The sequence below is a fragment of the Streptomyces sp. NPDC051913 genome, from assembly GCF_044593635.1.
Taxonomy (GTDB): domain Bacteria; phylum Actinomycetota; class Actinomycetes; order Streptomycetales; family Streptomycetaceae; genus Streptomyces.
This window is the reverse complement of the sequence record NZ_JBIUCI010000006.1, coordinates 232,197-255,443: the sequence shown is the minus strand read 5'-3', so window position 1 is coordinate 255,443 and position 23,247 is coordinate 232,197. Positions and strand designations below refer to the sequence as shown.

The following is a 23,247-nucleotide window of genomic DNA, read 5'->3' as shown; positions in this document are numbered from 1 at the left end:
TACACGCTGAGCCGCCATTCGCACACGGTGTGTCACCGTGAACAGACATGCGAAAACCACTCACCGTGACGAGTGAAGAGCCGCTTCCCGTAGGGAGATTCAGACCCCGGCGATACGCAGGGCGGCATCGGCCGTCGCCTCCGCGAACACCGACACCGGGCGCTCGGGGTCGGAGCGGTGGACGAGGATGACGCCTTCGATCAGCCCGAAGACCAGGTCGGTGCGCAGATCCAGCTCGCTCTTGGCGAGCGCGCCCCCGGCCACGGTCGCGGCGAGCAACTGACGGTAGGCGTCCTTGAGTTCGGCGCGCACGGCGTGGAACCCGGCGAACCTCTCGGCGCGCACCTCGGGCAGCAGATACAGGCCGCCCAGATTGTGCGGGCCACCGCACAGCACCTCGACGTCGGCGCGGCACAGCTCCCACAGCCGGTCCCCGGCCGGTGTCGCGTCGTCGGCGAGGAGCTCACGCGCGTACGCCAGGGACGGGGTGACCGTGGACTCCAGGAGCTGGGCGAGCAGTTCCTCCTTGCCGGAGACGTAGTGGTACATGGAGGCCTGGCGCATACCCGCGCGCTCGGCGACGGCCCGGGTGGTGGTGGCCGCGTAGCCACGGGTGGTGAACAACTCCGCGGCGGCGGCGAGGAGTTCGTCGCGCGGCTCAAGGCCGCTGTCCGGCCGCTGCGCGGCGCGCGGCCTGCCGACCCGTCGCCCACCTGTCGCTCCCATGGGTTCGATCCTCGCACAGGGCGCCGCCCGGTGATCTCGGGCCGACCGGGGGGTGAGCCCTCGGTAACCGCCCCGCAACACCCGGGCAACCCGAGCGAACCACCCCGCCCCTAATTTCTGTCGCACGACAGAAATAGACCGGAGCCGGAGGTCCCGCGATGGCCACAGCGACCACATACGGAGCGCGCGATCACGCCCGCGCCCAGCAGGGCACGCGCACCGAGACCATGCCGGTGGTACCGGCCGCCGACTGGCCGGATCCCCCCTGCGAGGCGGGCCATCTGGTGTGGGCCGAGACGGTCGCGGGCGGCAACTACACCCACCGCCTCCTCGCCCGCGGCACCGAGCTGCGCCTGACCGACCTGCGCGGCGACGCCTGCGCCCACCTTCTGCTGTACGCGGCGGACCGCCCCTGGGAGCGGCTGAACGTCGCCGACACGGTGAAGGTGCAGTGGAACGCCTACCTCGGCGAGGGCCGGCTGCTCCTGTCCGACCAGGGCCGCGTCCTCGCGACCGTCGTCGCCGACACCTCCGGCCGGCACGACACGCTGTGCGGCACCTCCGGCCTCGTACGCAACACCGAGCGGTACGGCGACGGCACCCCGCAGTCCCCCTCCCCCGCCGGACGCGAGCTGTTCAAGCTGGCGGCGGCCAAGAACGGTCTCGAGCCCCGTGATCTGCCGCCCTCGCTCTCCTTCTTCCAGGGCGTGGAGGTCCGCGAGGACGGCGCCCTGGACTTCACCGGCTCGGCCGGAGCGGGCGCCCACGTCACCCTGCGCACCGAGCAGGACGTCACCGTGCTGATCGCCAACGTCCCGCACCCGGCCGACCCGCGCCCCGACTACGTCAGCACCCCGCTGGAGGTCCTCGCCTGGCGCGCCGGACCCACCGCACCCGGCGACCCGCTCTGGGAGGCCACGCCCGAGGGCCGCCGCGCCTTCCTGAACACCGCCGAATTCCTCGCCGCGAGGGGGCTCGCATGACGTCCGTGATTCCCGCGAAGGCCGTCGGTCCCGTGAAGGCCGTCGTTCCCGCTCGCGCCGCCTGGTCCGCCGTCCTGCGTTCCGGCGAGACGCTCACCCTCACCGATCTGCACGGCAACCAGGCCGTCGACTTCCTCGTCTACGACGCCCACGACACGTCCGTCCGCTACAGCGCGCCCGACACCATCCACGCCCAGGGCGGCATCTTCCTCACCACGGGCAGCGTGCTGATGTCCAACGAGCACACACCGCTGATGACGGTCGTCGCCGACGACGTAGGCCGCCACGACACGGTCGGCGGCGCCTGCTCCAAGGAGTCGAACACCCTCCGCTACGGCCACCACACCTGGTCGCAGCACGCCTGCGTGGACAACTTCCTCGCCGAGGGCGCCCGTTACGGTCTGGGCAAGCGGGACCTGGTCTCCAACATCAACTGGTACATGAACGTGCCCGTCGAGAAGGACGGCACCCTCGGCATCGTGGACGGCATCTCGGCGCCGGGTCTCTCCCTCACCCTGCGCGCCGACCGCGACGTCCTCGTCCTCGTCTCCAACTGCCCTCAGATCAACAACCCCTGCAACGGCTTCGAGCCGACCGCGGTGGAAATGACGATCGGGGCCGCCGAATGAGCTTCGACACGCTGCTGGTCGCGAACCGGGGCGAGATAGCGGTACGGATCATCCGTACGGCACGGGAGTTGGGCCTGCGCACGGTCGCCGTGTACTCCGATCCCGACCGCTCGGCACCCCACGTCCGACTTGCCGACGAAGCGGTTCGACTCGGCCCGGCGCCCGCGAAGGAGTCCTACCTCGACGCCGACCTGGTCCTGAAGGCCGCCAAGGACTCCGGGGCGGGGGCCATCCACCCCGGGTACGGCTTCCTGTCCGAGGACGCCGAGTTCGCGCGCCGCTGCGAGGCCGCCGGGATCGTGTTCGTGGGCCCGACGCCGGAGCAGCTGGAGCTGTTCGGCGCCAAGCACACCGCGCGGGCGGCGGCCGAGACCGCGGGGGTGCCACTGGCGCCGGGGACGGGCCTGCTGGCCTCCCTGGAGGAGGCGCGCGCACAGGCGTCCGCGATCGGCTACCCCGTCATGCTCAAGGCGACCGGCGGGGGCGGCGGCATCGGCATGTCGGCCTGCCGCTCCGCCGCCGAACTCACCGACGCCTGGGAGCGGGTGCAGCGCGTCGCCGCCGCCTCCTTCTCCTCGGCGGGCGTCTTCCTGGAGCGCCTGGTCGAGCACGCCCGCCATGTCGAGGTACAGGTCTTCGGCGACGGCACGGGCCGGGTCGTCACCTTCGGCGACCGCGACTGCTCCCTGCAACGCCGCAACCAGAAGGTCCTGGAGGAGGCACCGGCCCCCGGACTCCCGGACCACGTGCGCCGACAACTCAGCGACTCCGCACGCGACTTGTGTGCCTCCGTCGGCTACCGATCCGCCGGGACCGTCGAGTTCGTCTACGACGCCGCGCGCGAGGAGGCGTACTTCCTGGAGGTCAACACCCGTCTCCAGGTGGAGCATCCGGTCACCGAGGAGATCTACGGCGTCGACCTCGTCGCCTGGATGCTGCGTCTGGCCCGCGGTGAGAGGGACGTCGTCCGCGCCCCCGGCCCACCGCGCGGGCACGCCGTCGAGGCCCGCGTCTACGCCGAGGACCCCTCTCGCGAACACCGGCCCAGCGCGGGCCTGTTGACACGGGTCGAGTTCCCGCCCGGCGTCCGCGTCGACGGCTGGGTGGAGACCGGCACCGAGGTGACGACGTCGTACGACCCGATGCTCGCGAAGGTCATCGCGTACGGCTCGGACCGCGCGCACGCACTGCGCCGGCTCGACGAGGCGCTGGCCCGCACCCGTGTCGACGGCATCGAGACCAACCTCGGCCTGGTCCGCGCCGCCCTCGCGGACCCGCGCTTCACCCAGGCGACGCACTCGACCGCGACCCTGGCGAGCATCGCCGACCCCACCCCCCGCATCGAGGTCGTCTCCGGCGGGACCCTCACCACCGTGCAGGACTGGCCCGGCCGCACCGGCTACTGGCAGGTCGGCGTCCCTCCGTGCGGCCCGATGGACGACCGCGCCTTCCGACTCGGCAACCAGGCGCTCGGCAACCACGAAGGCGCCCCCGGCCTCGAATGCACCCTCCAGGGCCCCTCGTTGAGGTTCACCCACCCCACCACCGTCTGTGTCACCGGCGCCCCGGCCGAGGTCACCGTGGACGGTGTCCCGGTCCCGCAATGGGAACCGGTGACGGTGCCCGCGCGCGCGACGCTCTCCATCGGTGCCCCTCGGGAACACGGCCTGCGCACCTACGTCCTCGTCGCCGGCGGCCTCGACGTCCCTGCCTTCCTCGGCAGCGCGAGCACCTTCACCCTCGGCCGCTTCGGCGGCCACGGCGGCAGGGCCCTGCGCACCGGTGACGTCCTGCACGGCGGAACCCGGACCACCGGAACCCCGGTCACCGACCGCCCCTCCTACGGCTCGACCTGGCACATCGGCGCCGTCGAAGGCCCGCACGCGGCACCGGAGTTCTTCACCGAGGACGACATCCGCGACTTCTACGCGGCCGACTGGAAGGTGCACTTCAACTCGGCCCGCACCGGCGTCCGTCTCGTCGGCCCCAAGCCCCGCTGGGCCCGCACCGACGGCGGCGAGGCGGGCCTGCACCCGTCCAACATCCACGACACCCCCTACTCGGTCGGCGCCGTCGACTACACCGGCGACATGCCGGTACTGCTCGGCCCCGACGGACCGTCCCTCGGCGGCTTCGTGTGCCCGGCGACGGTCCTGAGCACCGAGCGCTGGAAGCTGGGCCAGCTGCGCCCGGGGGACACCGTGCGCTTCACTCCCGTGACCGTGGACGGCTCCCCCCGCCCGGAGATCGTGGACGGCGGCATCCTCGCCCGCGACGGGGACGTGACGTACCGCCGCAGCGGCGACGACAACCTGCTCGTCGAATTCGGCCCCATGCAACTCGACCTGGCGCTGCGCATGCGCGTCCACGCCCTGATGGAAGCGGTGGCCGCGGACGGCCCCGAGGGCATCACGGACCTCACCCCGGGCATCCGCTCCCTCCAGATCCAGACGGACCCGACCCGTCTCTCCCCACCCCGACTCCTGGCCGCCGTACGCGAGATCACCGCAGGTCTCCCGCCCACGGACGAGCTCGTCGTCCCCTCCCGCACCGTCCACCTCCCCCTGTCCTGGGACGACCCGGCGACCCGCGAGGCGATCGCCCGCTACATGGCGGGCGTCCGCGACGACGCGCCCTGGTGCCCCTGGAACATCGAGTTCATCCGCCGGGTCAACGGCCTGGCGTCCGTGAACGACGTGTACGACACGGTCTTCGCCGCCGAATACCTCGTCCTGGGCCTGGGAGACGTGTACCTGGGCGCCCCCGTCGCCACCCCCCTCGACCCCCGCCACCGCCTGGTGACCACCAAGTACAACCCGGCCCGCACCTGGACCGCCGAGAACTCCGTCGGCATCGGCGGCGCCTACCTCTGCGTCTACGGCATGGAGGGGCCCGGCGGATACCAGTTCGTGGGCCGCACGACCCAGGTGTGGTCGGGGTGGCAGCAACGCGGCGCGTTCGAGCCGGGGGCCCCTTGGCTGCTGCGCTTCTTCGACCGGATCAAGTGGTACCCGGTCGGCCCGGACGAACTCCTCGACCTGCGGGCCGACATCGCCTCGGGCCGCTTCGTGCCCCGTATCGAGGAGGGCACCTTCTCGCTCGCCGAGTACCAGGGCTTCCTCGCCGAGAACGCCGCGTCCATAGGGGAGTTCAAGGCGCGGCAGCAGTCGGCGTTCACCGCGGAGCGCGACGCGTGGGAGGCCGCCGGCGAGTTCACCAGGGCGGAGACGGCGGCCGTACCGGCTCCCCCGGCCGAGGTGACGGTCCCCGCGGGAGGAAGCCTGATCGAGGCCGAGTTCGCCGCCTCCGTATGGCAGTTGAACGTCGCACCCGGTGACGAGGTGACGGCCGGACAGCCGCTGCTCGCACTGGAGGCGATGAAGATGGAGTCCAGGGTGCACGCGCCGGTCGACGGCGTGGTGGCGGAGATCCTGGCCAGACCGGGCGACCAGGTGGAGGCGGGGACGGCACTGCTGGTCCTCGCGCCCGCGAACTGAGAGGAACCCCATGACCGACGCTCTCACCCGCGTCCGCGCCGCCTACGCCCGTATCGAGGCCGTGGACCGACCGGAGATCTGGATCGACCTGCGCCCGCAGGAGGAGGTCGAGGCCGAGGCCCGTGCCGTCGACGCCCGCGAGGGCCTCCCGCTGGCCGGGCGTCTGTTCGCCGCCAAGGGCAACATCGACGTGGCGGGCCTGCCGACGACCGCGGGCTGCCCGGCGTACGCCTACCATCCCGAGGCGGACGCTCCCGTGGTCGCCCGCCTGCGCGCGGCCGGCGCGATCGTGCTGGGCACCACGAACCTGGACCAGTTCGCGACCGGCCTGGTGGGCACCCGCTCCCCGAACGGCGCCGTCCGGGGCGCCCATGATCCGTCCCGCGTCAGCGGCGGCTCCAGCTCGGGCTCGGCGGTCGCGGTGGCCCTCGGTCTGGTCGACTTCGCCCTGGGCACCGACACGGCGGGCTCGGGCCGGGTACCGGCCGCGTTCAACGGCATCGTCGGCCTCAAACCCACCCGGGGCCTGGTCCCGACGGCCGGAGTGGTCCCGGCCTGCGCCTCCCTGGACTGCGTGACGGTCTTCGCCCGCACCCTCGCGGAGGCGGAGCAGGCCCTGTCCCACATGACGACGGCCACCCCACCGCCCGTCCCCGGCCGGCCACCCGGCCCCTGGCGGACAGCGGTCCCGTCCCTCGACCAGCTGGGCGAACTGGACGAGGGCTGGGCGGAGGCCTACGAGGCGGCGGTGGCGCAGCTGGCATCCACGGGCGTCGAGATCCAGCCCCTCGACCTCACCCCGTTCACCGAGGCGGCCGCGATGCTCTACGAGGGCGCGTTCGTGGCCGAGCGCTACACAGCGGTGGGGAGCTTTGTCGACAAGTTGCTGGCGGAGGGAGGTGAGGGCCTGGACCCGACCGTCGCCGGCATCATCACCCGGGCCCGCGACATCCCGGCCCACCAGCTCTACGCCGACCTGGACCGCCTGTCCGCCCTGCGCACCCGAGCCCTGGCGGAACTCTCGGACGCGGACGCCCTGTTGCTTCCCACGACCCCGGGTCACCCCACCCTGGCCGAAGTGGCCGCCGATCCCCTCGCCACCAACGCCCGCCTGGGCCGCTTCACCAACTCGACGAACCTCTTCGACCTGGCGGCGGTGGCGGCACCGGCGGGCGAGGTGAACGGCCTCCCGTTCGGCGTGATGCTGATCGGCCCGGCGTTCACGGACGAACGCCTGACGAGGATCGCGGCCCTGCTCCAGCCGCGGACCCGACTTGCGGTGGTGGGCGCCCACTTGTCGGGCCAGCCCCTGAACCCCCAGCTCCTGTCGCTGGGCGCCCGCTTGGAACGCACGACCACAACGGCCCCGGCCTACCGCCTGCACGCCTTGCGGACGACCCCACCGAAGCCGGGCCTGGTGCACGTGGGCAAGGAAGGAGCGCCGATCGAGACAGAGATCTGGCGCCTCCCGGCAGAGGGCCTGGGCCGCCTCCTGTCCGCACTCCCCCGCCCGATGACCCTGGGCAGCGTGGAACTGGCGGACGGCAGCCGGGTCCCAGGCTTCCTCTGCGAACCCACTGCCCTACGCGATGCCGAGGACATCACGGCACACGGCAGCTGGCGGAACTACCTGAAGCACACGGGCAGATGACGAGCCTAGGGGGCGCGGGAACCCGCCCTCCAAACCCTCACCCCACCGACGAGTAGGCCACAACCCCCCGCAGCAACTGATCCACAGCCTTACGCGCTGTCTTGGCCACAGAAGACCCCTCCCGAGAAGGCGCCGCGGCCGAGATCTGCCCCAACACATCGATCACCTGCTTGCACCACCGCACGAAGTCCCCGGCCGGCATCTCAGCCTCCCGAAGCACCTCGTCCAGTCCCTTCCCACTGGCCCACATGTACGCGGCCCAGGCGAACCCGAGATCCGGCTCACGCTGCCCGACCCCTTCGGACTGCGTGATCCGGAAGTCCTCCTCAAGGGCGTCGAGCCGCCCCCAGATCCGCACCATCTCCCCGAGCGCGGCCTTCGCCGCACCGGTCGGCACCTTCGGTGCCATCGCGTCGTCACCGACCCGCGCCTCGTACACCAACGCCGAGACACACGCGGCCAGCTCCGCGGGAGCAAGCCCCTCCCAGACTCCCGCCCGCAAGCACTCGCTGGCCAGCAGATCGAGCTCGCCGTAGAGCCGCGCAAGCCGCTTCCCGTGTTCGGTGACCTCGTCGGCCCGCAGATAGTCCAGCTCGGTCAGCAGCGCGACGATCCGGTCGAAGGTCCGCGCGATGGTGTTCGTTCGGCCCTCGATGCGGCGCTCCAGCTGCGAGGTGTCCCGCAGCAGCCGGTGGTACCGCTCGGCCCAGCGCGCATGGTCCTCCCGCTCGTCGCACCCGTGGCAGGGGTGCGCCCGGATCTCCGTCCGCAGCCGTGCGATCTCACGGTCGTCGGCGGCCTGCGACCGCTTCTTGCGGGCCCGCTCCGGCGGAATGTGCCCGGCCTTGGTGCGCAGCGCGGACGCCAGGTCCCGACGGGACTGCGGCGAGCGCGGGTTGAAGGACTTCGGGATCCGCATCCGGTCCAAGGCCTCGACGGGGACCGGGAAGTCCATCGACGCCAGCCGCTTGACCTGCCGTTCGGCGGTCAGCACCAGCGGCCGCGGCCCGTCATGCTGCTCGAACCCGCGATGCCCGTTGGACCGGCCGGCGGGCAGCCCCGGGTCCAACACCAGCGCCAGCCCGGCGTACTTGCCGGTCGGCACATGGATGACATCGCCCGGCTTGAGCTTCTCCAGCGCCGTCGCGGCTTCCGCACGCCGCTGGTTGGCGCCCTGGCGGGCCAACTCGGTCTCGCGGTCCTTCAGTTCCCGCCGCAGCCGCGCGTACTCGTCGAAGTCGCCGAGGTGGCAGGTCATGGACTCCTTGTAGCCCTCAAGACCCTCCTCGTTGCGCTGTACCTGCCGCGAGATGCCGACGACGGACTTGTCGGCCTGGAACTGCGCGAACGACGTCTCCAGCAGTTCGCGCGACCGGTGCCGCCCGAACTGCTCGACCAGGTTGACCGCCATGTTGTACGACGGCTTGAAGCTGGACCGGAGCGGATACGTGCGCGTGCCCGCCAGGCCGGCCAGGTGCTCGGGACTGCTGCCGCGCTGCCACAGCACCACGGCATGGCCCTCGACGTCGATGCCGCGCCGCCCCGCACGCCCCGTCAGCTGGGTGTACTCGCCGGGCGTGATGTCGGCGTGCTGCTCGCCGTTCCACTTGACGAGCTTCTCCAGCACCACGGAGCGGGCGGGCATGTTGATGCCGAGCGCGAGGGTCTCCGTCGCGAACACGGCCTTGACCAGGCCACGCACGAACAGTTCCTCGACGACCTCCTTGAACGTCGGCAGCATGCCCGCGTGGTGGGCCGCGATGCCGCGCTCCAGGCCTTCCAGCCACTCGTAGTACCCGAGGACGTGCAGATCCTCGGTCGGGATGGAGGCGGTGCGCTCCTCGACCAACGCGCGCACCCTGCCCCGCGCCTCGTCGTCGTTGAGCCGCAGCCCGGCGTACAGACACTGCTGTACGGCCGCCTCGCAGGCGGCTCGGCTGAAGATGAACGTGATGGCGGGCAGCAGCCCTTCGGCGTCGAGCCGCTCGATGACCTCGGGACGGCTCGGGGTCCACACCCGCGAGCGCTGTCTGCGCTCCCGCTCCCGGTCGGCCTCGCGCATCGCCCTGCCGCGTCTGCGGTCCTGGTAGGAGGGCCGCTGGGCCTCCATCCTGGCCAGCCGGGTGAGGTCGGGGTTGACGGCCTTCTTCTGACCCTCGCCCTCCTCGAACAGGTCGTACATCCGCCGTCCGGCGAGCACGTGCTGGAACAGCGGCACGGGCCGGTGCTCGGAGACGATCACCTCGGTGTCACCGCGGACGGTGTCGAGCCAGTCGCCGAACTCCTCGGCGTTGGACACGGTCGCCGACAGCGAGACGAGCGTGACCGACTCGGGCAGGTGGATGATCACCTCTTCCCAGACGGCACCACGGAAGCGGTCGGAGAGGTAGTGCACCTCGTCCATGACCACGTAGCCGAGTCCGAGGAGGGTCTGCGAGCCCGCGTACAGCATGTTCCGCAGCACCTCGGTGGTCATCACGACCACCGGCGCCTCGGAGTTGACGCTGTTGTCGCCGGTGAGCAGACCGACCTTGTCGGCGCCGTAACGGCGGCACAGGTCGGCGTACTTCTGGTTCGACAGCGCCTTGATGGGCGTCGTGTAGAAGCACTTCTTGCCCTGTTGCAGGGCGAGGTGGACGGCGAACTCGCCGACGATCGTCTTGCCGGAGCCGGTGGGGGCGGCCACCAGCACGCCCTTCCCCGCCTCGAGCGCCTGGCAGGCCTCGATCTGGAAGGGGTCGAGGCCGAAGTCGTACATCTCGCGGAAGCCCGCGAGCGCGGTGGCCTGCTCGGCAGCCCGCAGGCGGGCAGCCGCGTACCGCTCGGCCGGTGAGAGGTCCTCTGTCATCGTGCTTTCGAGCGTACCGGGCCTCACTGACAACAGGACGATCATTATCCGGATCCGGCCCGCTGAAACCTTGTCTTTACGCAGCTCACAGGCCTACGACGCGCACGGCACCGCCGATGCAGCGCGCGAGAAGCGGAAGCGCCCCGAGCGGCTCCCCGTCCGCGTACCCGGTGATGCCGGGCGCGCTGATCTCGACCTTCGCCGCCCGGTACACGCTGACCTTGGGATGGTCGACGTGGGTGCCCTTGTAGACGCTCGGGAAGACCCGCAGCAGCGTCGCGCGCGTACAGTCCCCGACGACGGTGACGTCGAACAGGCCGTCGGTGAGGTCGGCGCCGGGGCAGATGCGCATGCCGCCGCCGTACGACGATCCGTTGCCGACCGCGACGAGGGTGGCGTCGACCTCCCGGACCTCGCCGTCGTCGAGGCGGACGCGGTACGGGAAGGGGCGGAACGCGGCCAGTTCGGCGAGCATCGCGAGGTCGTACTTGAAGCGGCCGGTGGGCCATCTCATGCGGTTGCCGCGGTCGTTGACGCGGGAGTCGAAGCCGGAGGCGAGGACGGTGCCGAACCAGCGGCCGTCGACCTGGCCGAGGTCGATGTCGCGCAGGTGGCCGCCCTTGAGGTCCTCGGCGATCCGCAGGCCCGCCGCGGCGGGGTCGCGCACCGGCAGGCCCAGGGCGCGGGCGAGGTCGTTGCCGGTACCGACGGCGACCAGGCCGAGCGGGGTGCGGGTGCCGGCGACGGCCTGGAGTGCGAGGTTGGCCATGCCGTCGCCACCGACGGCGATCAGGGCTCCGGTGCCGTCCGCGACGGCGGCACGCGCGCGTGTGAGGGCGTCCTCGGCGTTCTCCCCGAGGACCGTGCGCACACGGAAGCCGGCCGCCCGCAACGCGGAAGCGGCCGGCTGCGCCGCGTGGGCGCCCCGGCCGCGGCCCGCGGTGGGGTTGACGAAGAGGGTGATCTCGCTGGTCACGTCACTGACCCTACGAGCCGCTTCGGGATCTTCAGGTCACGTCGTCATAACCGTTGACCCGGTCCGGACCCGACGACTGCTCGGGCGCCCCCCGGCTCGCGGAGACCGTCTCGACCTCGCCGATGTCCTCGGGGGTGAGATCCAGGTCGGAGGCCTCGTCGTCGGCGGGGCCCAGGGCGTCGCGGCGACGCCGACGCTTGTCGTTGACCAGGGAGAACAACGTCGCACCGAAGTACAGCACCCAGATCGGTCCGGCCAGCGCGAGCATGCTCAGCGGGTCCGTGCTCGGTGTCGCGACGGCGGCGAACACGGTGATACCCATGATCATCCCACGCCACCAGCCGAGCATCCGCTTGCCGGTGATCATCCCGGTGAGGTTCAGGAAGATCAGCAGCAGGGGCAGCTCGAAGGAGAGACCGAAGACGATCACCATGCGCGTGACGAGCTGGAGCAGATCGTCGAGCGGCAGCTGGTTGTCGATGCTGCCGTTGGGGGTGAAGTCGATCAACACCTTCGCGGTGGTGGGGAGCACCGAGTACGCGAAGTAGGCGCCGCCGATGAACAGCGGGGCACCGGTGAAGACGAAGGCGTAGGCGTACTTCTTCTCGTGCCGGTGCAGACCCGGGGCGACGAACGCCCAGAGCTGGTACAGCCAGATCGGCGAGGCGATCACGATACCGGCCATCAGCGAGACCTGAAGGGCCAGGTTGAAGGGCGCGAGCAGACCGTTGATGGTGATCCGGGCGCACTTCTCGGCGGCTTCGTCGGAAGACCCCGACCTGGCGAGTTCCGCAAAACTCTGCGAGCAGCCGATCGAGTCGAGGATCGGCTTCGTCAGGAAGTTGATGATGTCGTTGTAGAAGAAGGCGGCGACGATCGTGACGACGACGATGGCCAGCAGGGCCTTCGCAAGCCGGTTGCGGAGCTCACGAAGGTGATCCGCAAGGGGCATCCGCCCCTCGGGATCCTTCTCCTCTTTGCGGGCAGACTTCAGCAACCCACGTTCCCATCTCGTGCGGCGGGCCGGAGGTCACCGGCCCTGCGTCAGCGCTTGGTCGTGTCCGTCGGCTCGGTGACCGGGCGGGAGCTGGTCACGTCGCCGGGAGACGCCTGGATGATGCGCTGCGCCGAAGCCTGCTGGTCGTCCGTGTGGGGCGGGTCGGCCGGGGCGGGGGTGGTCTTGCCCTCGTCCTTCATCGCCTTCGCCTCGCTCTTGAGGATGCGGGCGGACTTGCCGAGCGAGCGCGCCATGTCGGGAAGCTTCTTCGCGCCGAACAGCAGGATGATGACGACGAGGATGAGAATGATCTCGGGGGCGCCGAGCCTTCCGAACATAAGTCTTTACCTTCTCACCGAGGCGGCTGGGGTGGGGTGCTGTCCGACCGGTCGGACAGGTGTCCGAACGATCGTGTTGTCAGCGATCGTAACGCTCAGGGGTAAACGTGAGGCAATCCCCGTGCGTACTCCCGGTCCGCGGTCCGGGCCTCGTTCTCCGGTCCGCGACCAGCAGCGTACCTGCCCATGCCATCCGGGTGACAGGGCGAAGTGACCCAAAACGCTTGCGGCGCAGGACTCACATGCGCTGCACAGCAGGTCTCACAGCGCGTCCACAGAGCGGGCGGTGCTCTCGGCGGCCTGTTCGAGGTCCGCCGCGGCCCGACTGATGCGCTGCGCGGAGTCCGTCACCTGCCGTCCGAGGCGCTGCGCCTCCAGGAAGACCCGTACGGCGAGCACGCCGAGCACGGCGATCCCCAGGAAGCCCACAGCGACGGCGAACATCGACCAGAACATGGAGTCGACCCTAGAGGGTGGAGTGCAGGCGCAGTGTCCTGACCCCGCCGCCGGTGAGCAGCTCCACGATCCGCTCCCCCGCCGGCTTGCGCACGGAAACCCCGCAGTCCGGGCAGGTGAACGAGTAGAACGTGGTCTTGCTGGTGGCGCCGATGGCCAGCCGCAGAGCGCTCGCGGCGAGCTCGAAGCGCCCCCGGCAGTCCGGGCAGCCGGCCCGGAACACCATCGGGGAGACGCTTCTCATCCCCGAGAAGGCAGCCGCCACGGACATCCCCACCGCACCGGGGGAAGCCGTACCGGAGGTGGCCGCACCGGAGGTAGCCGCACCGGAGGTAGCCGACTCGCTCAAAGCCCCTGCTCCTGCCTGTCGTCCTGGCCGTCGACCCGTACGTCGACCTGCACCTCGACCCCGTCGTACGCCGCCAGCGCCTCACGGGCCGCCTGCCGGGCACTGTCGGCAAGCCCGCTCGGCGAGACGATGCGGCCGTCCCGGCCGAGCCGCAGCGCCAGCCGACGCAGCGAGGCCGGATCGGGGGTGCGCAGGGTGATACGCAGCCCGCCGTCCGAAAGCTCATCCGCACTGTCGTGCGGGTAGTACTCGGCGACCCAGCGACCGCCCGGGCCCACCTCGACGACGACCTCCGGGTCCTCGGCGGCCGGCTGCACCAGCGCCTCGGAGAGGTCCCGCAGCTCGATCTCGGGCGGCGCGGACGGCTCGTCCAGGATCCTGATCTCCGCGACCCGGTCGAGCCGGAAGGTGCGGCGCGCCTCGGAGCGGCGGCACCACGCCTCTACGTAGGTGTGCCCGACGCTGACCAGGCGGATCGGGTCGATCTCGCGCTCGCTGAGCTCGTCGCGGGCGGGCGAGTAGTAGCGGATCCACAGCCGGCGCCGCTCGGAGATCGCGCGGTCGACGTCGGCGAAGACACCGCCCTCCGACTCGAAGGTCACCGACAGCCGGGAGCTCGCCCCCGCCTGCTCACCGGCGGCGGCCTCCACCTTGGCGGTGGCCCGCAGCAGCGCCTGCCGGTCGCCCTCGCGCAGACCGGGCAGCGTGGACACCGCGCGGGCGGCGACGAGCAACGCGGTGGCCTCGTCGGCGGCGAGCCTCAGCGGCTCGGCGGTCTCCTCACCGAGCGCGGCCGGGTTGTGCCACCAGATGCGCTCACCGTCGGTGTCGATGTCGAGGAGGTCACCGCCACGGAAGCTGGTGCCGCACATGGGCAGCACGTCGAGGTCCGAGACCAGCTCGTCCTCGGTGATCCCGAAGGCACGGGCCACGTCCTCGACGCGGGCGCCGGGCCGCTCCTTGAGATAGGTCACCAGCGACAGCATCCGCCGGGTCTGGTCGATGGCGTTGACGGGCCTGACCGGTTTGCCTGCCACAGTTGTTTCCCGCTCCCCCTCAGCCCTTGGCCACGGCACGCAGCCGGTCCACCACGTCGGCCCGCAGCTCGGCCGGCTCCAGGACGACCACGTCAGGACCGAACTCCACCAGCCAGGCGTCCAGGCCGTGGCCGTACGGAATCTCCAACTCGTCCCAGCCGTCCCCGAGTTCCCGCACCTCGGTGGCCTTCGCCCGCAGCGGATAACCGGCGTCCGTGCGCAGCCGGATCAGCGCGCTGCGGTCGGCGGTCTCCCCCGCCCAGCTCGCGACGGTCTCCCGGACGGTGACGACATCGGGCACCGGCGCGGTGAAGCTGCTGCCGCGCGAGCGCACCTTGCCGGTGATCCGCGACAGCCGGAAGACCCGCTCGGCACCCCGGTCGCGGTCCCAGCCCGCCAGGTACCAGTGCCCGCGCCAGCACTCCAGGGCCCACGGCTCCACATGCCGGGTCTCCGGGTGGGCGGCGGTGGCCTTGCGGTAGTCGAAGACGACCGGGCGCCGGTCGCGGCAGGCCAGCATCAGCGGCTCGAACGCGGCCTCGTGCACCGGGATACGGGGCTCCAGGGCGCCGTGCGCCTCGTACGGGTCGACGTCCTCCGGCAGTCCGGCCGCGCGCAGCTTCTGCAACGCGCCGCTGGCCGCGCCCGCGAGGCGCGCCTGCTGCCACACCTTGGCGGCCAGGCCCAGGGCCGCGGCCTCCTCGGCGTCGAGCGTGATGGGCGGCAGCCGGTTGCTGTCCCTGCGGGCGAGATAGCCGACCTCGCCGTCGAGGTTCTCCACGGTCTCGATGACGAGTCCGAGTTCGCGCAGATCGTCCTTGTCGCGCTCGAACATGCGGTTGAAGCTGTCATCGGAACTTGCTTCGAGGTAGGCCTCGATGGACTCACGCAGCTCACGCTTGCTGAGCGGCCTGCGCGTCCCCAGCAGACACAGCGCCAGGTTCATCAGCCGCTCGGCCTTGGCAATGGCCATCGACGCCCTTCGCCTCCCTATGTGCTTGACGACGACGACCGTACCGCCCCGCGGTGGCGAGGCAAAAGCCGAGGGCCCATGCCCGGACAGGCATGGGCCCCAGCCGATCGAGACCGATCGTGCGACGATCACACGTCAGACAGGACGATCAGACGGCGATCAGGTCGACCACGAAGATCAGCGTCTCGCCCGGCTTGATCGCCGGGGTCGGGCTCTGGTTTCCGTAGGCGAGGTGCGCGGGGATGGTCAGCTGGCGACGGCCACCGACCTTCATGCCCTGCACGCCCTGGTCCCAGCCCTTGATGACCCGGCCGCCACCGAGCGGGAACTTGAACGGCGTACCGCGGTTCCAGCTGGCGTCGAACTCCTCGCCGGTGCTGAAGGCGACACCCACGTAGTGCACGGTCACGTTCTGACCGGCCTGCGCGACCTCGCCGTCACCCTCCCAGATGTCCTTGATCTCAAGGTCCGCCGGGGGCTCGCCGCCCGGGAAGTCGATCTCGGGCTTGTCGATGCTCACGTCACTAGCTCCTGCTTGTTCACGGAAAGGCAACAGGGACAGTCTTACACCCCGGCAGGGCTCACATCTTCGCGAGGATGTCCACGGTGAAGACCAGCGTCGAGTCCTTCGAGATGCCGCTGCCGCTCGGCGGGTTGTCGCCGTAGCCCAGGTCCGGCGGAATCACGATGAGGACGCGGCTGCCGACCTTCTTGCCGGTCAGCCCCTGCGCCCAGCCCTTGACGACCTGCTGCAACGAGAACGACGTCAGCGCCTTGCGGCTGTACGTCGAGTCGAACTCCTTGCCGGTGTCCCACAGCACGCCCTTGTACTGGACGAGGACGGTGTTCTCCGCCTTGACCTCGTCACCGTCACCCTCGATCACGTACTCCGCGACCAGCTTCTTCGGCGCGTCCGCCTTGGGGACGTCGATGGTCGGCGCCTTGCCGTCGGTGTTGGTGCTCACCTTCGGCAGGCCGCTGTCGTCCTGCGCGACCGTCTTGCCCTTGGCCGAGCTCTTCGCGTTGAACGTGCCCTCGATGTCGACCACGAAGACCAGCGTGTCGGTGCCCTTGATCCCCGCCGAGGAGTTGCCCTCCTTGCCGTACCCCCACGTGGGCGCGGTGGACAGCAGCACCCGGCTGCCCACCTTCTTGCCCGCAAGCGCGTAACGCCAGCTGTCGATGATCGCGCTCTGCGCGAGCTGGATCACCAGCGGCGTCTTGCGGTCGTAGGAGTTGTCGAAGACCTTCGCCGTGTCCCAGATCTGACCCAGGTAGTTCGCCTGGATGAAGTCGTTCTCCGCGACCGTCTGGCCGTTGCCCGCGATCACCGTCTTCACCGCGACCTGGTCGGACGGGTCACCGCTGCCCTTGGCGACCGTGGGCTTCTCGCCGAACTTGGTCCCCGCCGTGATCGCCGGCAGCGGACCGTCGACGATCTTCGGCGCCGGCGCGGCGGACGTCGCCGACGCCGACGGGGAAGGACTGTCGCTCGCCTTGGACTCGCTCGCCCCCTCGTCGTCGTTGCACGCCGCGAGCGTGGCCATTCCTGCGGGTACGGCAATGAGAAGTGAGCGTCGGCGCACGGTGGAGGCCTCGTAATCGATCGATCTTGTTGATGGCGTGCGCGCAACTCTACGGCGTGAGAAGGGCGCCGTACGGAAAACGTACGGCGCCCGTGTTGTGTTCCGGCAATCCGACCGGAACACCCGACTCACATACCGGCGATCAGCTTCTCCACCCGATCGTCCACCGAACGGAACGGGTCCTTGCACAACACCGTGCGCTGCGCCTGGTCGTTCAGCTTGAGATGGACCCAGTCGACCGTGAAGTCCCGGCGCTGCTCCTGGGCCCGGCGGATGAAGTCACCGCGAAGACGGGCCCGAGTGGTCTGCGGCGGCACGGACTTGCCCTCGAAGATCTTCAAGTCGTTGCAGATACGGGCCGCTTGCCCCTTCCGCTCCAGAAGGTAGTACAGCCCACGACGGCGGTGGATGTCGTGATACGCGAGGTCTATCTGCGCGACCCGCGGATGCGACATGGTCATGTTGTGCTTGGCCCGGTACCGCTCGATGAGCTTGTACTTCATCACCCAGTCGATCTCGGTGCCGATCCGGTCGAGGTCCTCGGCCTCGATCGCGTCCAGCGTGCGGCCCCACAGCTCCAGGACCTGCTCCACGGTGCCGGTGCGGATGCCCCGGCGCTCACAGAAGTCCACGGCCTTCTCGTAGTACTCGCGCTGCACCTCCAGCGCGGAGGCCTCCCGGCCGCTGGCCAGACGCACCTTGCGCCGGCCGGTGATGTCATGGCTGACCTCACGGATCGCCCGGATCGGGTTCTCCAGCGTCAGATCACGCATCACGGTGCCCGCCTCGATCATGCGCAGCACCAGATCGGTCGCGCCGACCTTCAGCAGCATGGTCGTCTCGGACATGTTCGAGTCGCCCACGATGACGTGGAGACGACGGTACCGCTCGGCGTCCGCGTGCGGTTCGTCACGCGTGTTGATGATCGGGCGCGAGCGGGTCGTCGCCGAGGAGACGCCCTCCCAGATGTGCTCCGCCCGCTGGCTCACGCAGTAGACCGCGCCCCGCGGCGTCTGGAGCACCTTGCCGGCACCACACAGAAGCTGTCGCGTGACGAGGAACGGAATGAGGATGTCCGCGAGCCGGGAGAACTCCCCGTGACGTGCGACGAGATAGTTCTCGTGGCAGCCGTAGGAGTTACCAGCCGAGTCGGTGTTGTTCTTGAAGAGGTAGACGTCGCCCGCGATTCCTTCCTCGTGCAGGCGTCGTTCGGCGTCCACCAGGAGTCCTTCGAGAATGCGCTCGCCTGCTTTGTCGTGCGTGACCAGTTCCGTCACGTTGTCACATTCGGGAGTCGCGTATTCCGGATGTGACCCGACATCGAGATAGAGGCGGGCGCCGTTTCGCAGAAAGACGTTACTGCTGCGGCCCCATGACACGACACGGCGGAAGAGGTACCGCGCCACCTCGTCGGGAGACAGGCGGCGCTGTCCCCTGAACGTACATGTGACGCCGTACTCGTTCTCCAGCCCGAAAATGCGGCGGTCCATGAGTGAACATTACGCCCGATCCCCTGTGCTGAAACGGGGTTCGGCAGCACGGTTTGGATCATTTTCCGATGAAGCCGCAACCACCGCCCCCCTGCCGGGAGCTGCGAGGACCCGTCCGGTGGCCAGCAGAACCAGCAACGACACGCCCCCGGCGATGCCCGGCACGGCGAATCCCCACAGGGCCCCGCCCCGCTCCACGACCGGCCCCGCGAGGCCCGTTCCGACCGATGAACCCACCGTGAACGTCGTCACGAGCCAGGAGAACGCCTCCGTGACCGTACCGCGCGGCGCGTGCCGGTCCACGAGCACGAACGCACACGCGATGGCAGGCGCCAGGAACAGCCCGGCGAGCACCGTCAGCAGCACCATGGGAACCGGGCCGGGCAGCAGCGTCAACGGCACCTGACACGCCGCCAGAAGAGCGACCAGCACCTGGAGTCGACGCGCCGGCTCACCGGTCCACCGCCGCGCCCCGTACACCGTGCCGCCGACCAGGGCACCCAGCCCCAGGCCCGCCATCATCCAGCCGTACACCGCGTCACCGCCGTGCTCGTCCGCGTACGACACGGAGGTGACCGCTACCGAACCGAGCGCGCCGCCCACGAACAGGAAGGCCGCCAGCAGCGCCAGCAGCCCCGGCGAGCGCAACGCGCCCAGCCAGTGCGCCTCCCGCGGCGCCGACCGCCACGCGCGCGAGGGCGGCGACACGACCACGGAGAGCGCGCCCAGCACCCCGAGGACGTTCAGCACCAGCAACGCCGCCTGCGCCGACCACAGCGACGCGCACACCGTCAGCAGCAACGGCCCCACGGTGAACATGACTTCCTGGGCCACCGCGTCCATGGCGTAAGCGGTGTGCACCTGGTCCTCCTTGGGCAGGACCGTCGACCACAGCGCCCGCAGACCGCCCTCCAGCGGCGGGGTGAACAGACCGGCGGCGGCCACGGCGGCATAGGAGAGGCCCAGCGGCTCGGTACCGGTGAACGCGAACACGGTCATCGCCAGTGCCGACAGGACGGCGGCGGGCAGCTGCACCCGCGGCTGCCCGTACAGGTCGACCAGCCGCCCCAGCACCGGCTGGCCCACGGCGTTCGCGACGCCGTACACCGCCGCCAGCGCGCCCGCGAGGCTGTAGCTGCCCCCCTCGGCGCGGATGAACAGCACGATCGCGATCGCCGCGATGGCGTTGGGCAGCCGCCCCACGAGCGTGCCGACGAGCAGCCGCGTCGCATGCCTCGCCCTGAGGATCTCCCCGTAGCCCGCGGCCATGATCCACCTTCCCGTCGGCGACAGCACCGAAGTGTTACGTATAACGTCCGTCGTCATACGTACCATGTGCGCTGTTCCCCAGTCCAGACGAAAGAGCAGGCACCCGGTGGCACGAGGAGGCAGCACCCGCCCCACCAGCCGTGACGTGGCCCAGGCCGCCGGCGTCTCCCAGGCCGCGGTCTCCCTCGTCCTCGGCGACAAATGGCGCGGCCGGGTCTCCGAGAAGACCGCGCAACGCGTCCGCGAAGCCGCCCGCGACCTCGGCTACCGCCCCAACCTCGCCGCCCGCAACCTCCGCCTAGGCCGCACCCGCACCGTCCTCCTGGTCGTCCCCGCCCTCACCACCGAGTTCTTCGCCGGCGTCTACACCGGCGCCGCCCGCGTCGCCGCCACCCACGGCTTCGGCGTCGTCCTCTACCCCTCCCCCGAAGGCGTCGGCCCCGCCAGAAACCCCTTCGCCTCCGCCCAGGCCGCCCTCGACGGCGTCCTCGCCTCCTCCATGGCCGCCGACGCCCTCACCGCCATCCGCGGCGACCAGCTCCCCCTCGTCATGCTCGACAGCGACCCCGAAGGCAGCCTCGGCGCCGCCACCGTGAACCTCGACATCACCGACGGCACCCGCCAGGTCGCCGACCACCTCCTCGGCCTCGGCCACCGCCACTTCCTGCACCTGGCCGCCGACATCCCGTCCTGGACCTTCGAGGTACGCGCACGCGCCCTCGCCGAACGACTCGACGCCGTACCCGGAACATCCCTGCGCACGGCCCCCACCCCGATGTCCATCGAAGGCGCCCTGGCGGCCACGGAGACGGCCTTCGCGGCCCCCGGCCCCCGCCCCACCGCCCTCGTCTGCGACGACGACAAACTCGCCGCCGGCGCCTACAAAGCCCTGCGCCGCCAGGGCCTGCGCATCCCCGAGGACGTCTCGGTCACCGGCGTCGACGACATCGCCCTCGCCGCCGCCCTCGACCCCGAACTGACGACCGTACGACTGGACGCCGAACTCTTCGGAGAACGCGGCATGCAAGCCCTCCTGTCCGTCCTGGACGGCCGCACACCGGACGGCGGGGACATCCCGGTCGAACTCGTCGTCCGAGCCTCCACAGCCCCACCCGGCACCCTCTGAACGCCCTGTGCCCCGGCCGGGAGACCCGGGCCGGGGCACAGAAGGGAAAACGCTCGGAACAACCGAAGCCGATCCTCGAGACCGGACTACTACTCCTCCTCGGAGCTCTCCGCCTCGGTCTCCGCACCATCGGTCTCCAGCAACCGCGCCAGCTGACGACCCACGATCCGCTTGAACTTCCGCTGCTGCGGCCGCGTACGGTCCAGCACCGCGACCTCCAGCCGCTCCGCCGGAATCTCCCGCTCCGTGCCGTTCGTGTCCCGCGACAGCGCCTGCACCGCGAGCTTCAGCGCCTCGGCCAGACTCATACCGTCCTGATGACGCTGATCCAGATAGCTGCTGATCTGCTCAGCGTTGCCACCGACCGCGACCGAACCATGCTCGTCCACGATCGAACCGTCATGCGGCAGCCGATAGATCTGGTCACCCTCAGGCGTGTCACCGACCTCCGCCACGACCAGCTCCACCTCGTACGGCTTCTCGGCCGCGGAGGAGAAGATCGTGCCCAGCGTCTGCGCGTAGACGTTCGCCAGACCACGCGCCGTCACGTCGTCACGGTCATAGGTGTACCCACGAAGATCGGCGTACCGCACACCGCCGATCCGCAGGTTCTCGTACTCGTTGTACTTACCGGCGGCCGCGAAACCGATCCGGTCATAGATCTCGCTGAACTTGTGCAGCGCACGGGACGGGTTCTCACCGACGAACACAATGCCGTCGGCATACTGCAGCACAACCAGGCTGCGACCACGCGCGATGCCCTTACGGGCATACTCCGCCCGGTCGGCCATCGCCTGCTGGGGGGAGACATAGAACGGCGTCGACACCGGTTATCCGTCCCTTTCTGTAGAAGTCACTGCGATCACCCGGACAAGAACAGAACGCCCCGCGCCTACAGCAGCGCGGCCCGCGGACCGTCCGGCTGCTCCAGACGCCGCTCCAGGATCGAACGGGCGATCTCGGACGACTCCTCGTCGGTGAGCCGACGGAAACCGTCCTCGGTGATCACGGTGACGATCGGATAGATCCGGCGCGCGACATCGGGACCACCGGTCGCCGAGTCGTCGTCAGCCGCGTCGTACAGAGCCTGCACCACGAGCGTGGTCGCCTGCTCCTCGCTCAGATCGTCACGGAACAGCTTCTTCATCGCACCGCGCGCGAAGATCGAGCCCGAACCGGTCGCAGCGTAGTTCTGCTCCTCGGAACGGCCACCCGTGACGTCGTACGAGAAGATCCGACCCCGCTCCCGGTCGACGTCGTACCCCGCGAAGAGCGGCACGACGGCCAGCCCCTGCATCGCCATACCAAGGTTGGACCGAATCATGGTCGACAGCCGATTGGCCTTGCCCTCCAGCGACAGCTGAGCACCCTCGACCTTCTCGAAGTGCTCCAGCTCCAACTGGAAGAGCTTCACCATCTCGACGGCGAGGCCGGCGGTGCCTGCGATACCGACGGCCGAGTACTCGTCCGCCGGGAACACCTTCTCGATGTCCCGCTGCGCGATGACGTTCCCCATCGTCGCCCGCCGGTCACCCGCGAGCACGACGCCCCCGGGGAACGTCACAGCCACGATGGTCGTCCCGTGCGGCGCCTCGATCACACCCTGCACAGGCGGGAGTTGACGCTTACCGGGCAGCAGCTCCGGCTGGTGCTCGGAGAGGAAGTCCATGAAGGACGAGGACCCAGGCGTCAGGAAGGCAGCTGGTAGACGCCCGGTGATACGAGTGTTGGCTTCCACGCGATTCCTTCCAAGTAAGCGGCGGCCCGACGGACGGCGTCGGGATCGTCTCCCAACTTGCCGATGGCCGAATTGCAGTTGAAGCACAGTACGCCTCGGACCCTACCCGTCTTGTGGCAATGATCCACATGCACGGCCGGAGCCTTCAGACAGATCACACAGAGCCCCATCTAAGGGGCGACCATCTCGTCACGCTCGGCTTCGGTCATGCCGTACTGACGCTTCAGGTGGTCCTGTCTTCCCTGGACCGCCCGGCACGCCTTGCAGCGTGTCGACAGGCCGTCGGACGCTGTTGCGTTGCGATGCCACTCGCTGTGCGGCTTGACCTCGCCACATGTCCGACAGAGCTTGTGCCCGGCCGGGACTTCCACGTGCTCTCGAACCGCCTTGCCCATGGCTTCCCGGCGCCGCCGGTAGTGCGCGGCGCTGTACTCCGCCACGCACTCCCGGCAGTGCACCTGGAGGCCATCAAGCCGATTCCTGTCCCGCGCAAATGCAGCAAGCGGCAGCTCTCGCCGGCACTTTCTGCACTGCTTCGCGTTCGACTCGTCAGCCACCCTACTCCCCTGCCACCTTCA

Annotated in this window: 20 protein-coding genes and 1 pseudogene; 5 read left to right on the top strand and 16 right to left on the bottom strand. The window is 70.1% G+C overall.

Annotated features, from left to right (window positions below):
- Positions 1 to 99 precede the first annotated feature (99 nt).
- Positions 100 to 726 carry a TetR/AcrR family transcriptional regulator gene (locus tag ACIHIX_RS20460; RefSeq protein ID WP_399957925.1) on the bottom strand — a complete coding sequence of 209 codons (627 nt, stop codon included), beginning with the start codon at positions 724 to 726 and terminating at the stop codon, positions 100 to 102.
- Between the two features lie 158 nt (positions 727 to 884).
- Between ACIHIX_RS20460 and ACIHIX_RS20455 the strand changes: the two genes are divergently transcribed.
- From ACIHIX_RS20455 to atzF, 4 genes are read left to right on the top strand one after another with little or no spacing between them, the layout of a single operon-like run.
- On the top strand, positions 885 to 1,709 hold the full coding sequence (locus tag ACIHIX_RS20455) for an urea amidolyase associated protein UAAP1 (RefSeq protein WP_399957922.1): 825 nt from the start codon (positions 885 to 887) through the stop codon (positions 1,707 to 1,709).
- Positions 1,706 to 2,338, top strand: a complete 633-nt coding sequence (locus ACIHIX_RS20450; RefSeq protein WP_399957919.1) for an urea amidolyase associated protein UAAP2 — start codon at positions 1,706 to 1,708, stop codon at positions 2,336 to 2,338. The genes ACIHIX_RS20455 and ACIHIX_RS20450 overlap by 4 nt, the downstream gene beginning before the upstream one ends.
- The gene (locus tag ACIHIX_RS20445; protein ID WP_399957916.1) at positions 2,335 to 5,835 is read left to right on the top strand and encodes a 5-oxoprolinase/urea amidolyase family protein; all 3,501 of its coding nucleotides are present in this window, start codon (positions 2,335 to 2,337) and stop codon (positions 5,833 to 5,835) included. The genes ACIHIX_RS20450 and ACIHIX_RS20445 overlap by 4 nt, the downstream gene beginning before the upstream one ends.
- Before the next feature lie 10 nt (positions 5,836 to 5,845).
- Positions 5,846 to 7,486 (top strand): allophanate hydrolase, encoded by a 1,641-nt coding sequence (atzF, locus tag ACIHIX_RS20440; RefSeq protein WP_399957913.1) that lies wholly within the window; start codon positions 5,846 to 5,848, stop codon positions 7,484 to 7,486.
- Between the two features lie 37 nt (positions 7,487 to 7,523).
- Here atzF and ACIHIX_RS20435 read toward each other — a convergent pair whose 3' ends face one another.
- From ACIHIX_RS20435 to ACIHIX_RS20380, 12 genes are all read right to left on the bottom strand, one after another.
- Positions 7,524 to 10,379: a DEAD/DEAH box helicase gene (locus ACIHIX_RS20435; RefSeq protein ID WP_399957910.1), complete on the bottom strand. Its 2,856-nt coding sequence runs from the start codon at positions 10,377 to 10,379 to the stop codon at positions 7,524 to 7,526.
- Between the two features lie 40 nt (positions 10,380 to 10,419).
- Positions 10,420 to 11,310, bottom strand: a complete 891-nt coding sequence (locus ACIHIX_RS20430) for a diacylglycerol kinase (RefSeq protein ID WP_399957907.1) — start codon at positions 11,308 to 11,310, stop codon at positions 10,420 to 10,422.
- Positions 11,311 to 11,341: 31 nt separating this feature from the next.
- Positions 11,342 to 12,307 (bottom strand): twin-arginine translocase subunit TatC, encoded by a 966-nt coding sequence (gene tatC, locus ACIHIX_RS20425; RefSeq protein ID WP_399957904.1) that lies wholly within the window; start codon positions 12,305 to 12,307, stop codon positions 11,342 to 11,344.
- Positions 12,308 to 12,354: 47 nt separating this feature from the next.
- Positions 12,355 to 12,645 (bottom strand): Sec-independent protein translocase subunit TatA, encoded by a 291-nt coding sequence (tatA, locus tag ACIHIX_RS20420; RefSeq protein WP_329341106.1) that lies wholly within the window; start codon positions 12,643 to 12,645, stop codon positions 12,355 to 12,357.
- Positions 12,646 to 12,906: 261 nt separating this feature from the next.
- Positions 12,907 to 13,101 (bottom strand): hypothetical protein, encoded by a 195-nt coding sequence (locus tag ACIHIX_RS20415; protein ID WP_399957901.1) that lies wholly within the window; start codon positions 13,099 to 13,101, stop codon positions 12,907 to 12,909.
- Between the two features lie 10 nt (positions 13,102 to 13,111).
- Entirely contained in the window at positions 13,112 to 13,372 is a 261-nt protein-coding gene (locus ACIHIX_RS20410; RefSeq protein ID WP_399958567.1) for a hypothetical protein, read from the bottom strand.
- Between the two features lie 74 nt (positions 13,373 to 13,446).
- Complete coding sequence (locus tag ACIHIX_RS20405) at positions 13,447 to 14,487, bottom strand: helix-turn-helix transcriptional regulator (RefSeq protein WP_399957898.1); 1,041 nt, start codon at positions 14,485 to 14,487, stop codon at positions 13,447 to 13,449.
- 19 nt (positions 14,488 to 14,506) lie between these two features.
- On the bottom strand, positions 14,507 to 15,460 hold the full coding sequence (locus tag ACIHIX_RS20400) for a helix-turn-helix transcriptional regulator (protein ID WP_399957895.1): 954 nt from the start codon (positions 15,458 to 15,460) through the stop codon (positions 14,507 to 14,509).
- Between the two features lie 148 nt (positions 15,461 to 15,608).
- Positions 15,609 to 15,980, bottom strand: a complete 372-nt coding sequence (locus ACIHIX_RS20395) for an FKBP-type peptidyl-prolyl cis-trans isomerase (protein WP_079311559.1) — start codon at positions 15,978 to 15,980, stop codon at positions 15,609 to 15,611.
- Positions 15,981 to 16,041: 61 nt separating this feature from the next.
- Complete coding sequence (locus ACIHIX_RS20390; protein WP_399957893.1) at positions 16,042 to 17,046, bottom strand: FKBP-type peptidyl-prolyl cis-trans isomerase; 1,005 nt, start codon at positions 17,044 to 17,046, stop codon at positions 16,042 to 16,044.
- Between the two features lie 128 nt (positions 17,047 to 17,174).
- The gene (pafA, locus tag ACIHIX_RS20385; RefSeq protein ID WP_059196529.1) at positions 17,175 to 18,536 is read right to left on the bottom strand and encodes a Pup--protein ligase; all 1,362 of its coding nucleotides are present in this window, start codon (positions 18,534 to 18,536) and stop codon (positions 17,175 to 17,177) included.
- 9 nt (positions 18,537 to 18,545) lie between these two features.
- Entirely contained in the window at positions 18,546 to 19,805 is a 1,260-nt protein-coding gene (locus ACIHIX_RS20380) for an MFS transporter (protein WP_399957889.1), read from the bottom strand.
- Positions 19,806 to 19,869: 64 nt separating this feature from the next.
- On the opposite strand from ACIHIX_RS20380, the gene ACIHIX_RS20375 reads away from it, so the two are divergent.
- On the top strand, positions 19,870 to 20,931 hold the full coding sequence (locus ACIHIX_RS20375; RefSeq protein ID WP_399957886.1) for a LacI family DNA-binding transcriptional regulator: 1,062 nt from the start codon (positions 19,870 to 19,872) through the stop codon (positions 20,929 to 20,931).
- An 89-nt stretch (positions 20,932 to 21,020) separates the two neighbouring features.
- Here the strand turns inward: ACIHIX_RS20375 and prcA are convergent, their stop codons facing one another.
- The 3 genes and pseudogenes from prcA to ACIHIX_RS20360 form a co-directional block, all read right to left on the bottom strand.
- Positions 21,021 to 21,758 carry a proteasome subunit alpha gene (gene prcA, locus ACIHIX_RS20370; protein ID WP_329341091.1) on the bottom strand — a complete coding sequence of 246 codons (738 nt, stop codon included), beginning with the start codon at positions 21,756 to 21,758 and terminating at the stop codon, positions 21,021 to 21,023.
- A 65-nt stretch (positions 21,759 to 21,823) separates the two neighbouring features.
- Positions 21,824 to 22,669 carry a proteasome subunit beta gene (gene prcB, locus ACIHIX_RS20365; protein WP_399957882.1) on the bottom strand — a complete coding sequence of 282 codons (846 nt, stop codon included), beginning with the start codon at positions 22,667 to 22,669 and terminating at the stop codon, positions 21,824 to 21,826.
- Positions 22,621 to 23,226: pseudogene (locus tag ACIHIX_RS20360) on the bottom strand (endonuclease VII domain-containing protein). The gene prcB and the pseudogene ACIHIX_RS20360 overlap by 49 nt, the downstream one beginning before the upstream one ends.
- Positions 23,227 to 23,247: the final 21 nt, after the last annotated feature.